Source organism: Streptomyces bacillaris (genome assembly GCF_003268675.1).
Lineage (GTDB): Bacteria > Actinomycetota > Actinomycetes > Streptomycetales > Streptomycetaceae > Streptomyces > Streptomyces bacillaris.
The window spans coordinates 2,258,336-2,270,843 of the sequence record NZ_CP029378.1 but is presented as its reverse complement, the minus strand read 5'-3'; the positions used below and the strand labels follow the sequence as shown (position 1 = coordinate 2,270,843).

Annotated in this window: 13 protein-coding genes; 6 read left to right on the top strand and 7 right to left on the bottom strand. The window is 71.3% G+C overall.

Going from position 1 to position 12,508, the window contains the following annotated elements; genetic code table 11:
* Positions 1 to 14 precede the first annotated feature (14 nt).
* Together DJ476_RS09175 and DJ476_RS09170 are read left to right on the top strand one after the other, a co-directional pair.
* Positions 15 to 677 (top strand): response regulator transcription factor, encoded by a 663-nt coding sequence (locus DJ476_RS09175; RefSeq protein ID WP_103417381.1) that lies wholly within the window; start codon positions 15 to 17, stop codon positions 675 to 677.
* On the top strand, positions 674 to 2,113 hold the full coding sequence (locus DJ476_RS09170; RefSeq protein ID WP_103417380.1) for a sensor histidine kinase: 1,440 nt from the start codon (positions 674 to 676) through the stop codon (positions 2,111 to 2,113). The genes DJ476_RS09175 and DJ476_RS09170 overlap by 4 nt, the downstream gene beginning before the upstream one ends.
* Positions 2,114 to 2,262: 149 nt before the next feature.
* Here DJ476_RS09170 and DJ476_RS09165 read toward each other — a convergent pair whose 3' ends face one another.
* The 4 genes from DJ476_RS09165 to DJ476_RS09150 form a co-directional block, all read right to left on the bottom strand.
* Entirely contained in the window at positions 2,263 to 2,739 is a 477-nt protein-coding gene (locus DJ476_RS09165) for a MarR family winged helix-turn-helix transcriptional regulator (protein WP_053559362.1), read from the bottom strand.
* Positions 2,740 to 2,909: 170 nt separating this feature from the next.
* Positions 2,910 to 3,662 carry an AIM24 family protein gene (locus tag DJ476_RS09160; RefSeq protein ID WP_053559361.1) on the bottom strand — a complete coding sequence of 251 codons (753 nt, stop codon included), beginning with the start codon at positions 3,660 to 3,662 and terminating at the stop codon, positions 2,910 to 2,912.
* Between the two features lie 43 nt (positions 3,663 to 3,705).
* A complete protein-coding gene (locus DJ476_RS09155) occupies positions 3,706 to 4,356 on the bottom strand; it encodes an AIM24 family protein (protein ID WP_103417379.1) in 651 nt (216 codons plus the stop codon).
* Positions 4,356 to 4,988, bottom strand: coding sequence for an AIM24 family protein (locus tag DJ476_RS09150; RefSeq protein WP_103417378.1), 633 nt, complete (start codon positions 4,986 to 4,988; stop codon positions 4,356 to 4,358). Before DJ476_RS09150 ends, DJ476_RS09155 begins: the two co-directional genes overlap by 1 nt.
* Before the next feature lie 302 nt (positions 4,989 to 5,290).
* Here DJ476_RS09150 and DJ476_RS09145 point away from each other — a divergent pair, with 302 nt between their 5' ends.
* The 4 genes from DJ476_RS09145 to glxA all read left to right on the top strand — a co-directional run bounded on the left by DJ476_RS09145 (position 5,291) and on the right by glxA (position 9,929).
* A complete protein-coding gene (locus DJ476_RS09145; RefSeq protein WP_070202271.1) occupies positions 5,291 to 5,641 on the top strand; it encodes a DUF3817 domain-containing protein in 351 nt (116 codons plus the stop codon).
* On the top strand, positions 5,638 to 5,931 hold the full coding sequence (locus tag DJ476_RS09140; RefSeq protein ID WP_018492224.1) for an MTH1187 family thiamine-binding protein: 294 nt from the start codon (positions 5,638 to 5,640) through the stop codon (positions 5,929 to 5,931). The genes DJ476_RS09145 and DJ476_RS09140 overlap by 4 nt, the downstream gene beginning before the upstream one ends.
* Positions 5,932 to 6,104: 173 nt before the next feature.
* The gene (locus tag DJ476_RS09135; RefSeq protein WP_208853574.1) at positions 6,105 to 7,970 is read left to right on the top strand and encodes a glycosyltransferase family 2 protein; all 1,866 of its coding nucleotides are present in this window, start codon (positions 6,105 to 6,107) and stop codon (positions 7,968 to 7,970) included.
* 3 nt (positions 7,971 to 7,973) lie between these two features.
* Positions 7,974 to 9,929, top strand: coding sequence for a radical copper oxidase GlxA (gene glxA, locus DJ476_RS09130; RefSeq protein WP_112490270.1), 1,956 nt, complete (start codon positions 7,974 to 7,976; stop codon positions 9,927 to 9,929).
* A 24-nt stretch (positions 9,930 to 9,953) separates the two neighbouring features.
* Here the strand turns inward: glxA and DJ476_RS09125 are convergent, their stop codons facing one another.
* From DJ476_RS09125 to DJ476_RS09115, 3 genes are all read right to left on the bottom strand, one after another.
* Positions 9,954 to 10,241: a hypothetical protein gene (locus DJ476_RS09125; RefSeq protein WP_103417375.1), complete on the bottom strand. Its 288-nt coding sequence runs from the start codon at positions 10,239 to 10,241 to the stop codon at positions 9,954 to 9,956.
* A gap of 59 nt (positions 10,242 to 10,300) precedes the next feature.
* Positions 10,301 to 11,341, bottom strand: coding sequence for a glycoside hydrolase family 6 protein (locus DJ476_RS09120; RefSeq protein WP_112490269.1), 1,041 nt, complete (start codon positions 11,339 to 11,341; stop codon positions 10,301 to 10,303).
* 155 nt (positions 11,342 to 11,496) lie between these two features.
* A complete protein-coding gene (locus DJ476_RS09115) occupies positions 11,497 to 12,480 on the bottom strand; it encodes an ArsR/SmtB family transcription factor (RefSeq protein WP_112490268.1) in 984 nt (327 codons plus the stop codon).
* Positions 12,481 to 12,508 lie beyond the last annotated feature (28 nt).

Here is a 12,508-nt window from a genome sequence, read left to right as displayed (position 1 = left end):
GCGAGGCTGTGCGCATGCGCCTGTTGATCGTGGAGGACGAGAAGCGTCTCGCGGTGTCCCTCGCCCGGGGACTCACCGCCGAGGGCTTCGCCGTGGACGTCGTGCACGACGGGCTCGAAGGGCTGCACCGCGCGAGCGAGGGCGGCTACGACCTGGTCATCCTCGACATCATGCTGCCCGGCATGAACGGCTACCGGGTCTGCGGGGCCCTGCGCGCCGCCGGGCACGAGGTGCCGATCCTCATGCTGACCGCAAAGGACGGCGAGTACGACGAGGCCGAGGGGCTCGACACGGGCGCGGACGACTATCTGACCAAGCCCTTCAGCTATGTCGTGCTGGTGGCCCGGGTGCGGGCCCTGCTGCGGCGGAGGGGCGCCGGGACCGCCGCGCCCGTGCTGACCGTCGGGTCCCTCCGTATCGACACCGCCGCCCGCCGCGTCCACCGGGGCGGGGACGAATACGCCCTCACCGCCAAGGAGTTCGCGGTCCTGGAGCAACTCGCCCTGCGCGCCGGGCAGGTGGTCAGCAAGGCGGAGATCCTGGAGCACGTCTGGGACTTCGCCTACGACGGCGACCCGAACATCGTGGAGGTCTACATCTCCACCCTCCGCCGCAAGTTGGGCGCTGCTTCCATCCGTACGGTGCGTGGCGCCGGCTACCGCCTGGAGGCGGGATGAGGTCCGTACGGGCCAGGGCCGCCATCGGCGCCACCCTGGTCGTCGCCGTCGCCCTGGTCGCCGCCGGGCTGGCCGTCCTCCTCGTCCTGCGGGACAACCTGATCGGGCAGGCGGACCTCCAGGCGGAGGTGGCCGCCCGCGAGGTGGCCGGGCAGCTCGCCCTGGACACCCGGTACGAGGATCTCGACCTGGACGACGCGGAGGACCACCCGGTCCAGGTGACCGACGAGGAGGGGCGGGTGGTGTTCGTCTCCAAGGGGCTCCAGGCCGTCTCGGGGACCCGTTCGCCGGGCGTCAGCCCCGTACCCTCCGCATCGGTGGGCGCCACCGCCGCGCCCGATGACGACGATGACGATGATGACGACGACGGCGGGCGGCCCGCGCGCGGCGAGGTCTCCTCCGACGACCCGGACCTCTCCGACGGCACCGCCACCGTCGACGGCAAGCACGCCGACTACCGGTTCGCCGCCGTCGAGGCCACCACCTCCGCCGGCATCACCCTGACCGTCCATGCGGGCGCCCCGCTCGCCCCCGAGCAGGAGGCCGTCGACACCGTACGGGGGGCCATGCTCACCGGGCTGCCGGTCCTGCTGGCCGTCGTCGCCGGGGTGACCTGGCTGGTGACCCGGCGCGCGCTGCGGCCCGTCGAGGGCATCCGCCGCGAGATGGCAGCGATCACCGCGTCCGAGGACCTGGCCCGCCGCGTCCCGGAGCCCGGCTCGCGCGACGAGATCGCCGCCCTGGCCCGCACCACCAACGAGACGCTCACCGTCCTGGAGGCGTCCGTGGAGCGGCAGCGCCGGTTCGTCGCGGACGCCTCCCACGAGCTGCGCTCCCCGATCGCCTCGCTCCGCACCCAGCTGGAGGTGGCCGAGGCCCACCCGGAGCTGCTGGACCTCCCGGGCGCGGTCGCCGACACCGTACGCCTCCAGGCCCTGGCAGCCGACCTGCTGCTGCTCGCCCGGCTGGACGCGGGGGAGAAGCCCGGGGCCGCCCGGCTGGAGGTGGGGGCGCTCGTCCGCGAGGAGGTGTCCCAGCGGGCGGGGGACCGGATCCCGGTGACGGTGGAGGTCGCGGAGGATGCGGCGCACGAGGTGAGCGGGTCGCGCGGGCAGGTGGCCCGGGTGGTCGGCAATCTGCTGGACAACGCCCAGCGCCATGCCGAGGGGCTCGTCGCGGTGTCGGTGGCGGCCGACGGGAGCGGCGTGCGTGTGGAGGTCCGCGACGACGGGGCGGGCGTTCCGGAGGACGAGCGGGAGCGGATCTTCGAGCGGTTCGTCCGGCTGGACGACGCCCGCAGCCGCGACGACGGCGGCGCCGGTCTCGGCCTCGCCATCGCCCGCGACGTGGCCGCCCGCCACGGCGGGACCCTCACGGTCCACCGCGCCCCGGAGGGCGGCGCCGCGTTCCGCCTGTGGCTGCCCCGCGCGGAGTGAGCGGAATCCTCACACGGGGCCCGCGCCGGGTCCGCCGGAGCCGTGCGCAGCCGCCCGGCCGCCGTCGGGCAAAGGGCCGCGCCGCGTGACCGGAGCCGTGCGCAGCCGCCCGCCCCCGTCCCGTGCGGAACCGCCTGAGGCCCCCGCCCCTACGGCTTCCCCCGCCGCCCCCTCAGGTGCTCCGCGATCGGGGTCAGCGCCGCGTGCAGCTGCGCCAGGGCCTCCGGGGAGAGCAGGTCCATGAAGTGGTTGCGCACCGACTCGACGTGGTGCGGGGCGACCTTGCGCATGGTCTCGGCGCCGTGCTCGGTGAGGACCGCGTACAGGCCCCGCCGGTCCGACTCGCAGTGGGTGCGGCGGACCAGGCCCGCCGTCTCCATGCGGGTGATCTGGTGCGAGAGCCGGCTCTTGGACTGCAGGGTCGCGGCGGCGAGGTCGCTCATCCGCATCCGCTGGTCCTCGGACTCGGAGAGGTTGACCAGGATCTCGTAGTCGTTCATGGTCAGGCCGAACGGCTGGAGGTCCTTCTCCAACTGGTGCATCAGCAGCCTGCTGACGTCCAGGTGGGTGCGCCAGGCGCACTGCTCCGTGTCGCTCAGCCAGCGGGTGGCCGTCTCGGTCTCCATATATGGATTCTACCTAAGAAGTTGAAAGCCGGACGAAATTAACGGGTGTGACGGCGGGCACCCCGGGGGGACCGGAGCGCCGGCAGGCGGGGCCGGAGAGGCGGCAGGCATGTTGGCAAGGACCGACGGCTGGGCGCAGACGTTCGACGTCACACTCCGCAGCCTACCGCTCACAAGCCGAAGCGACGTTGGAGGTCCCCCAGCTGGCCGGGCATGCGCGGTGCGGAACCGCCGCCCGGAACGCCCGGTTCGCTCGGCACCGCACCCGTCGCCTGCTCCGCCATCAGCGCCTCGCTGGACTGCATCAGCACCGTGCCCGCCCCCACGAACTCGAACTGATGCTCTTCGCCCGAGGTGCCGCCGATGCCCGTCAGTGACCGGATTCCGCCCATCACGCCCGTCATGTAACCGTGGTCGTAGTGGTGGCACGGCGAGGGGCAGTCGGCCCACCCCACCAGCGCCTGCGGGTCGACCCGCAGCGGCGGCTCCATGAAGACCACCGGCCCGTTCGACGCGGCCACGAACTTCCCCGTACCGATCAGCGTCACGAACCCGGGCACGATCGACTGCTTCAGCGAGAGCGCCGGGTCGAACGCCAGCAGGTTCCCCGACCGGATCGTCAGGTTCCCCTCGTCCAGGTCGAAGGAGTTGACGTCGAAGGCCCGGTCCGCCAGCAGCATCTTCCCGCTGCCCTCGGCCACCACCCAGTCGCTCGCGTGCAGCGGCGAATGGAAGCTGGAGCGCACCAGCCGCTCGAACCGGCCGTGCCCGATGCCGTCGAAGTCGATCTGCCCGTAGTAGGCGATCATCTTCCCCTTCTGCAGGAACCACCGGCTCCCCTTCAGCTCCACGCAGAAGGTGTAGGAGTTGACGTTGTCGTCCGACGGCAGCGTCATCGGATCGAAGATCACAGGGGTGCTCACGACTTCTCCTCGATCGGCTTCTCCCCGACGGTCACGGGCGCGCTCACAGCTTCTCCTCCGAGGCCTGGACGTACACCGCGCCGGTCCCGCTCAGCTCCAGCTGGAACGCCTCGCCGGAGCCGCGCCCCACCATGTCCCGCCAGCCGAGCGCGGTGGAGAGCTTGTTGCGGACGTCCCCGTGGTGGGCGACGTACGCCTGCGGGTCGACATGGATGTCCCGGCCCGGCGTGATCGGCAGCTCGATCACCCCGCCGTGCGCCATCACCGCGACCGCGCCATGGCCCGTCAGCGTCGTCGTGAACAGGCCCTGGCCGGTCACCTGGCCCCGGACCATGCCCATCACCCCGCCCTGCGAGCCCATGAACATCGTGCCCTGCTGGAGGGAGCCGTCGAAGGCGAGGAGCCGGTCGGCCTCCACGTACAGGGTGTCGCCCGCCAGGTTGATCACCTGGATGTGGTGGCCGCCGTGGCCGAACAGCACCGTGCCCGACCCCTCCACCGTCATCAGCGGGGTCGCCTCGCCCGCCACCCGGCGGCCGATCATCGAGGCGAAGCCGCCCTGACCGCCCTGGATGTTCGGGGTGAAGGACACCTCGCCCCGGTAGGCCAGCATCGCGCCGCGCTGGCTGAACAGCCGCTGGCCCGGAGACACCAGGGCCTCGACCATCTTGGAGTTGATCTCCCGGAACGGCATCAGACATCGCCCCCGATGGTGTTGCGCTCGCTCGGCTGTACGTAGACCAGCCCGTCGCCCTCGAACCGCATCTGGAACGCCTCGCCCGAGCCCTCGCCCATCAGCGTCCGGAAGTTCACCCCGCTCTGGAGCTGCTGGCGCAGATTGCCCTGGTGGGCGATGTACGCGCCGGGGTCGACCATCAGCGGATACTGCGGGGTCACCCGCAGCAGCACCGCCTCGCCCTCCGACATGATCGCCGCCTGGCCGGTGCCCTCCACCGTGGTGGTGAAGAGGCCGTTGCCGCTCGCCCCGCCGCGCAGGCCGGTGAACGTCGTCCCCGTGCGCAGCCCGGAATCGGTGGCCAGCAGGTTGCTCGCCTCCACGTACAGCTTGTCGCCGTGCAGCGCGACCAGGTTGATCTCGCTCGCCCGGTCGGCGAAGTAGCAGGTGCCCTGCCCGGACACCTCCATCACGGCCATCTGCTCGCCGGTCAGCCGGCGGGTCACCATCCCGCGGAGCCCCTCACCGCCGCCGGTCATCTTCTTGAAGGTCATCCGGCCGTCGTACGCGACCATCGAGCCGTTCTTCGCCTTGACGGCATCGCCCGTCAGATCGACGGCGAGCGTCTTGCTGCCTTGGAGTCGGAACATCGCCACGCGACGAAGGTAGCCGCCCGCCCGCCGCCCGGACCAGGTCCTACGGAACCGTTACGTCCCTGATGCCCCCCTGATGCGCACCTGGACCGGTCCTGGTGATGCGTACCCGGACCGGCCCTGATATGCGGCGATACGCGCGTCCGGGTATGCGGCGGTACGCGCCCGCGGGGGACGGGCGGCCCCCGGCGCCGGTGGCCCCCGGCGCGATGCCACAATGGGGGCGGCTTGTGCTCGCGTTCACAAGTCCGTGCGGCCCTTTCCCGCCCACACGATCCCCTCCCACCGAAGGTGCCCCTGTGGACATCAAGACCGCTTCCGCCCTGCACCGGCTGCGCCTCATCTCGCTCCCCGAGGCGCTCTCCTTCCCGGCCCTGCTGATCTTCGGCTCGCTCCTCATGCGGGTCTCGGACATCGACTTCCTGATGCCGCCCCTCGGCATGATCCACGGCATTCTCTTCACGATCTACGTGGTGTTCCTGCTGGACGTGTGGATCAAGGCCAAGTGGCCGCTCAAGCGCGTCGCCTTCTTCTTCCTCCTCGCCGTGATCCCCTTCGGCGGCCTCTACGGCGACAAGCTGCTCAAGCAGTACGAGGCCGACGGCGTCATCGCCGCCCGCGCCCGCCGCGAGGGCACGGTCAGCGCATGATCGTCGCGTTCTCGGTCTCCCCGCTCGGCGTCGGTGAGGACGTCGGGGAGTACGTGGCCGACGCCGTGCGGGTCGTACGGGAGTCGGGCCTGCCCAACCGGACCGACGCCATGTTCACCTCCGTCGAGGGGGAGTGGGACGAGGTCATGGACGTCGTCAAGCGCGCCGTGGCCGCAGTCGAGGCCCGCGCGGGACGCGTCTCCCTGGTACTGAAGGCCGACATCCGGCCCGGTGTCACCGACGGTCTGACCTCGAAGGTCGAGACGGTGGAGCGCTATCTCGCCCCCTGACGGTCCGTCCGCCGCCCACCGCCCCGCGTTCACCCGATAAGCCCCCGGCGCCACACGGCCGGGGGCTTTTCCGGTCCCGGATCAAAAACCGCTCACTCGGACCTGCCGGGTCGACACGCTGTTGTCTGTCCCCTTTTGTGGGGATATCAACCCGTTCGACAGTGGGAGGCATGGTGCGGTCGGAGGGCTACGACTACGACACCTACAGCCGGCTCGCGGGACCGCTCACCGAGCCGGACCCCGAGGGATACCGGGTGCGGTACCGATCCCTGCTCTCGACGGAGAAGCACCGAATAAGGGCCGTCCTCCTGATGACGCTGGCCCCGGTCCTCACCGCCACCCTGATGCTCTACCTGGTCTGGCCCACGCACTGGACCGACCGGGAGAACGGGGAGCGCTGGCTCGTCGTCGCCGACACCGTGATGCTGGTCTCGATCGGGCTGATCGGGCTCTTCATGCTGGTCAACGTGGTCTCCATCGCCCATGCCACGCTGGTCGCCCGGGACCCCGTACCCGTCACGCCCGAGCCGGGCACCCGGGTCGCCTTCCTCACCACGTACGTCCCCGGCAAGGAACCGCTCTCCATGGTGCGCGCCACCCTGAAGGGCGCGGTGCGCCTCACCCACCCCGGGCCGCTGGACATCTGGCTCCTGGACGAGGGCGACGACCCCGCCGCCCGGATGCTCTGCGCGGAGCTGGGGGTGCACCACTTCACCCGGCGCGGGGTGCCCGAGTGGAACCGTAAGAAGGGCGCGCACAAGGCGAAGACGAAGCACGGCAACTACAACGCCTGGATCGCCCTGCACGGAGACGACTACGACTTCTTCGCCTCCGTCGACACCGACCACGTGCCGATGCCCAACTTCCTGGAACGGATGCTGGGCTACTTCCGCGATCCCGACGTCGCCTTCGTCGTCGGACCGCAGGTGTACGGGAACTACGACTCGGCCGTCACCAAGGCCGCCGAGTCGCAGCAGTTCCTCTTCCACGCCCTGATCCAGCGCGCGGGCAACCGCTACGGCGCCCCGATGTTCGTCGGCACCAACAACGTCGTCCGCGTCGCCGCGCTGCGGCAGGTCGGCGGCCTCTACGACTCGATCACCGAGGACATGGCGACCGGCTTCGAGATCCACCGCCGCCGCAACCCCGCCACGGGGCGCTACTGGCGTTCCGTCTACACCCCCGACGTGCTGGCGGTCGGTGAGGGGCCCGCCTCCTGGACGGACTTCTTCACCCAGCAGCTGCGCTGGTCGCGCGGGACGTACGAGACGCTGTTCAAGCAGTACGTGAAGATGCTCTTCCGGGTCCCGCCCGGCCGGCTCCTCAGCTACACGCTGATGCTCGTCTACTACCCCATGACGGCCGTCAACTGGCTGCTCGGCGTGGGCAGCTGTGTGCTCTTCCTCTGGTTCGGCGCCTCAGGCACCCAGGTCGCCGCCTCCATCTGGCTGATGCTCTACAGCGACGCGGCGGCCCTCCAGATCGGCCTCTACCTCTGGAACCGGCGGCACAACGTCTCCCCGCACGAACCCGAGGGCTCCGGCGGTCTCGCCGGGATGGCCATGTCCGCGCTCTCCGCGCCGATCTACCTCAAGTCCCTCGGCTCGGCGCTGCTGCGCACCGACGGGCGGTTCGTCGTCACCCCCAAGGGCGGCCAGGCCTCCCCGGACCGGCTGCTCACCTTCCGTATCCACCTCTTCTGGGCCGCGGTCCTGCTCTCCTCGCTCATCGCCTCCGTCCATCTGAACCACACCCATGTCGCGATGCGCACCTGGGCCACGCTCGGGCTCGCCATCGCCCTCTCCCCGGTCGTGGTGTGGGCCTGGACGGAGTGGAAGGACCGCCGCGAGCGCGCCCGCACCACGGCCCCCGCGCCTGTATCCGCGTCCGCGGCCGCAACTGCGCCCGCTCCCGCCCCCGTGCGGCCGCTGCCGGAGGCCACGTTCGTCACCACGACGACCACCACCGCTCCCACCGCCCCGGCACCCAGCACCGCGACGGCCGGTACCACCGCCACCACCACCGCAGGAGGGAACTGACCCATGGCCTACCGGCCTTCGAAGAAGATGAGGAAGACGCTCCTGGGCGGCGGCGCGGTCGTCGTGCTCGCGGGGCTGAACGCGCCGGCGGCGCTCTCCTTCGCGGAGGACCAGTACCACGCGTACAAGATCGCCCAGCCGAAGTACAAGGCGGAGTACGGCTCCTGGGAGCAGGTCGACATTCCCAAGGAGTACCGCACCAACGCCATCCACGCGGCGCTCCTGCACACCGGCAAGGTGCTGATCGTCGCGGGGTCGGGCAACGACCAGAAGCACTTCGACGAGGGCACCTTCGACACCGTGCTCTGGGACCCGGCGAAGAACACCTTCCAGAAGGTCCCCACGCCGGAGGACTTCTTCTGCAGCGGCCACGCCCAGCTCCCGGACGGGCGGCTGCTGATCGCCGGCGGCACCGCCCGCTACGAGGTGCTGGACGACAAGGTGCAGCGGGCCGGCGGCGGGATGCGGGTGAAGAACGAGAACCCGGACAAGCCGCTGAAGCTGAAGAAGGGCACGGTCTTCCGCTCGCCCTCCGGGGTCGAGTACGTGGCCAAGTTCGACGTCACCGTGCCCAAGGCGAAGCGCGAGTTCGAGGTCACGTACTTCAAGAGCGGCCAGATGAAGCCGTGGAAGACGAAGGTGACGGCGGCCGAGCAGCGGGTCTTCGTGGAGGCGGTGAAGGACGGCCCGGAGGCGGTGGCGACCAAGGCCGCCCAGTACGAGATCGTCGGGCTGAAGGGCAAGGACGCCGACAACTCGTACGGGCTCGCCGAGAAGATCACCATGGACAAGCAGGACTTCCAGGGGATCAAGGCCGCCTACGAGTTCGACCCGACGGCCGAGAAGTACATCAAGGTCGACCCGATGCAGGAGGCCCGCTGGTACCCGACGCTCGTCGGCCTGGAGGACGGCCGGGTGCTCTCGGTCTCGGGCCTCGACGACGTGGGCGCGATCCTCCCCGGCGACAACGAGATCTACGACCCGAAGACCAAGAAGTGGACCAAGGGCCCCTTCCAGTACTTCCCCACCTACCCGGCGCTCTTCCTCACCAAGGGCGGCAAGCTCTTCTACCCGGGCGCCAACGCCGGCTACGGACCGGCCGACAAGGGGCGCGACCCCGGGATGTGGGACATCGAGAAGAACACCTTCACCAAGGTCCCCGGGCTGACCGACACCGACCAGCTGGAGACGGCGGCCTCGCTGCTGCTGCCGCCCGTGCAGGACCAGAAGGTGATGGTGCTGGGCGGCGGCGGGGTCGGCGAGTCCAAGAAGTCCACGGCCCGCACGGCCGTCATCGACCTCAAGGAGGCCAACCCGGCCTTCAGGGCGGGACCCGATCTGCCGCAGGGCACGCGCTATCTGAACAGCGTGATCATGCCGGACGACACCGTCTTCACCAGCGGCGGCTCCGAGGACTACCGGGGGCGCAGCTCCAGCAACATCCTCAAGGCGCAGTCCTACGACCCCAAGACCAACACCTTCAAGGAGGCGGCCGAGCCGACGATCGGCCGCAACTACCACTCCGAGGCGCTGCTGCTGCCCGACGGCCGGGTCGCCACCTTCGGCTCCGACTCGCTCTACGACGACAAGGACAACACCAAGCTCGGCAAGTTCGAGCAGCGCATGGAGGTCTACACCCCGCCCGCCCTGCACCGGGGCAAGGACAGGCGGCCGGTGATCGGGGCCGGTCCCCAGGCGGTGGAGCTGGGGAAGACGGTCACCTTCAAGACCGGTGACGCGGACCGGATCGCGACGGCCCGGCTGATGCGGCCGAGCGCGGTCACGCACACCACGGACGTGGAGCAGCGTTCCATCGAGCTGACGCTGAAGAAGGGGAAGGGCGAGGTGAGCGTGACCGTGCCGGACGACGCCACGCTGGTGCCGCCCGGCTGGTACATGCTCTTCGTGACGGACACCGACGGCATCCCGTCGGTGGCGAAGTGGGTCAAGGCGTCCTGACCGCGGGGGCTCCCCGGCGGCCCGTCAGGGGCTGGCCGGGTCCACCCCGTAGCGCAGGGGCTCGCTCTCCACGCGTGGGTCGCGCCGGTAGACGTAGAGCGCGTCCGCCCGGGCGCCGCCCGCCGGTCCGTCCAGCTCGCAGGGGTACGTGATCTGCACGACGGAGGGCCGGCCGGCGACCCGTATCCGGGTGCCGTCCGCGGGGCCGCCGACGAGTACGGCGGCCTCCTCCGCGGGTTCCGCGGCGGCGGACGCCTCTTGCGTCCGCCGCCGGTCCTGGGGTGTCGTATGTGCCCTGGCTTCGTATCCCATGGCAACACTTTAGAGGTTGCGCAATCTTTGAACTACGGTGCCATGGGTCCGGGGGCCGCTCAGGACTTGGCGCGGGTGGCCAGTCCCAGCGCGTACTCCGGCCACCAGGTGCCCGCCTCCGGGCCGCCCCGGCAGGTGCCGTCCGACTCGCCGGGCCGCTTGATCCACAGATAGGCGTCGAGGCGGTCGTCGCGGGTGTCGGTGGTCGGGGGTGTGCCGAGCGCCCGGCCCGGCGGGTTGCACCAGGCCTCGGCGCGGTCGCCGGTGAGAGGGCCGCCGCCGTTGCGGCTGGTGTCGATCACGTAGTGCGCGCCGCCCAGGGAGTCGGAGAGGAGGGCCCCGTACTCCTTCACGCTCGCGTTGGACTGGAAGTTGGAGACGTTGAGCGAGAAGCCGTCGGCCCGGTCGATCCCGGCCCGGCGCAGCGGCTCCGCGATCTTCTCCGGCTCCACGATCCAGTCCGGGTTGCCCGCGTCCAGGTAGACCTTGGTCCGGGCCCCGGCCTTGAGCGTGTCCACGGCCTCCGAGATCAGCTGGTAGCGCTCGGCGTGGTGCTCGGGCGGGGTGCAGCCGTCCGCGATGTGGGGGAGCGCGTCGGGCTCCAGGACCACGGTCGCCGGGGCGTCCCCGATGGCGTCCGCGAACTCCCCGATCCAGGACCGGTAGGTGTCCGCGTCCTTGGCGCCGCCTGCCGAGTAGAGCCCGCAGTCGCGGTGCGGAATGTTGTACGCGACGAGCACGACGGTCTTCTTCGTGCGGGCCGCGTCCTTGGTGGCGGCCACGATCTCCGGCCCGGGCGCGTCCCAGGCGGGCCAGAGCGCCACCGGCCGGTCCGCGATCCGCCGCAGCGCCTTCGCGTCGTCCTTCCGCCCCTCCCGGTCCCAGGCGCGCACCTGGCGGGCGGCGTCGCTGTCCGGGTCGACCCAGTACGGCGAGGCCGCGCTCGGCGCCGGTTCCCCGCGTACGGGGTCGGCCTCGGCGGCCGTCGGACTGGGGGAGCCGGGTGTGGAGCACCCGGCGGTGAGAGCGGCCGCGAGCGTGACGGCGGCCAGCGTGGAGAGCAGGCCGAAGCCTCTGGACATGGTTCTACGGCCGGACATCCAGCCCCCTCGGACGGCGGTGGCTCACGGATACGGGACGCCGCACTGCGGGCAGGCGTTCGGGGCCGCCTGAACACGCATACGGAAACGTCAACAATCGTGGCATACCGGTCACCGGGAGTGGCGCCGCCACACCATCCGTCACCAGGCACCGCTCAGGTGGCGGCGGCCAGCGCGATCCCCAGCGGCGTCCGCTCGTACAGCACCTGGTGCCCGTACCGCCGGGACGTCAGCAGCCCCGCCCCGCGCAGCACCGACAGGTGCGCCGACACGGAGGAGGGGGCGAGGCCGAGCCGGTGGGCCAGGGCGCTCGTGCCGGCCGGTTCGTCCAGCGCGCAGAGCACATCGGCCCGCACCCGGCCCAGCAGCCGGGCCAGGGTCTCCGGCGTCCGCTCACCGGCCTCGCTCCACAGCCCGCCGATCCCGCGCGCCGGGTAGATCAGCCCCGGCTGCCACGGCTCCCGATGGCCGCCCACCACCTCGGGCCAGACGAAGACGCTCGGCATCAGCACCAGCCCCTGCCCGCCCAGCACCTGTTCGTGGTCGCCGCGGGTCCCCTGCACGGTGAGCGTCGCACCGTTCCAGCTCAGCTGCGTGCTCACCTCGCCCAGCAGCCCCGCGAGCCCGCTGTCCGCGAGCTTGCGCGAGTGGTACGCGATGTCCGCCTCCAGCAGCGCTCGCAGCCGGGGCCAGTACGGCTCGATGAGCACCTGCCAGGCCCGCTCCAGCAGGTCGGCGATCTCCCGCACGGCCCGCGCCGGGTCCGCCAGCAGCCGACGGCCCGTCACGGACTCCCGGGCGCCGGGCCGCCCCGCCAGCGCCAGCTCCATGTCCGCCCGTGCCACCTCCGGATCGACCGCCCGCACGCCCGCGATCTCCTCCTCGAAGGTGGCGAGCGGCCCGATCGGCGGCGGGCAGATGAAGTCCGGGTTGTGGCCGCCGTCCGGCATCAGCAGCCAGAGCGGCTCCGGGTCGAGTGCGGCGGCCGCCTCCCGGATCCGCCGCAGCCAGGGCAGGTGGTAGCCGTGCCGGTGGCGGCGGGCCAGGGTGCGGACCGCCTCCTGGGTCTCGACCAGCGGCGAGAGCGCGAACCGGCAGCGCAGCAGATCGCTCTCGTCGAAGTGCAGCTGGAACGGCATGCCGGCCCCCGCGTCGAAGATTCGTGCC

Bases quoted from the DNA above. Each gene is read 5' to 3' on its own strand.
- DJ476_RS09175 (WP_103417381.1), top strand. From the start codon at position 15: ATGCGCCTGTTGATCGTGGAGGACGAGAAGCGTCTCGCGGTGTCCCTC.
- DJ476_RS09170 (WP_103417380.1), top strand. From the start codon at position 674: ATGAGGTCCGTACGGGCCAGGGCCGCCATCGGCGCCACCCTGGTCGTC.
- DJ476_RS09165 (WP_053559362.1), bottom strand. From the start codon at position 2,739: ATGGAGACCGAGACGGCCACCCGCTGGCTGAGCGACACGGAGCAGTGC.
- DJ476_RS09155 (WP_103417379.1), bottom strand. From the start codon at position 4,356: ATGCCGTTCCGGGAGATCAACTCCAAGATGGTCGAGGCCCTGGTGTCT.
- DJ476_RS09150 (WP_103417378.1), bottom strand. From the start codon at position 4,988: ATGTTCCGACTCCAAGGCAGCAAGACGCTCGCCGTCGATCTGACGGGC.
- DJ476_RS09140 (WP_018492224.1), top strand. From the start codon at position 5,638: ATGATCGTCGCGTTCTCGGTCTCCCCGCTCGGCGTCGGTGAGGACGTC.
- glxA (WP_112490270.1), top strand. From the start codon at position 7,974: ATGGCCTACCGGCCTTCGAAGAAGATGAGGAAGACGCTCCTGGGCGGC.
- DJ476_RS09125 (WP_103417375.1), bottom strand. From the start codon at position 10,241: ATGGGATACGAAGCCAGGGCACATACGACACCCCAGGACCGGCGGCGG.
- DJ476_RS09120 (WP_112490269.1), bottom strand. From the start codon at position 11,341: ATGTCCGGCCGTAGAACCATGTCCAGAGGCTTCGGCCTGCTCTCCACG.
- DJ476_RS09115 (WP_112490268.1), bottom strand. From the start codon at position 12,480: ATGCCGTTCCAGCTGCACTTCGACGAGAGCGATCTGCTGCGCTGCCGG.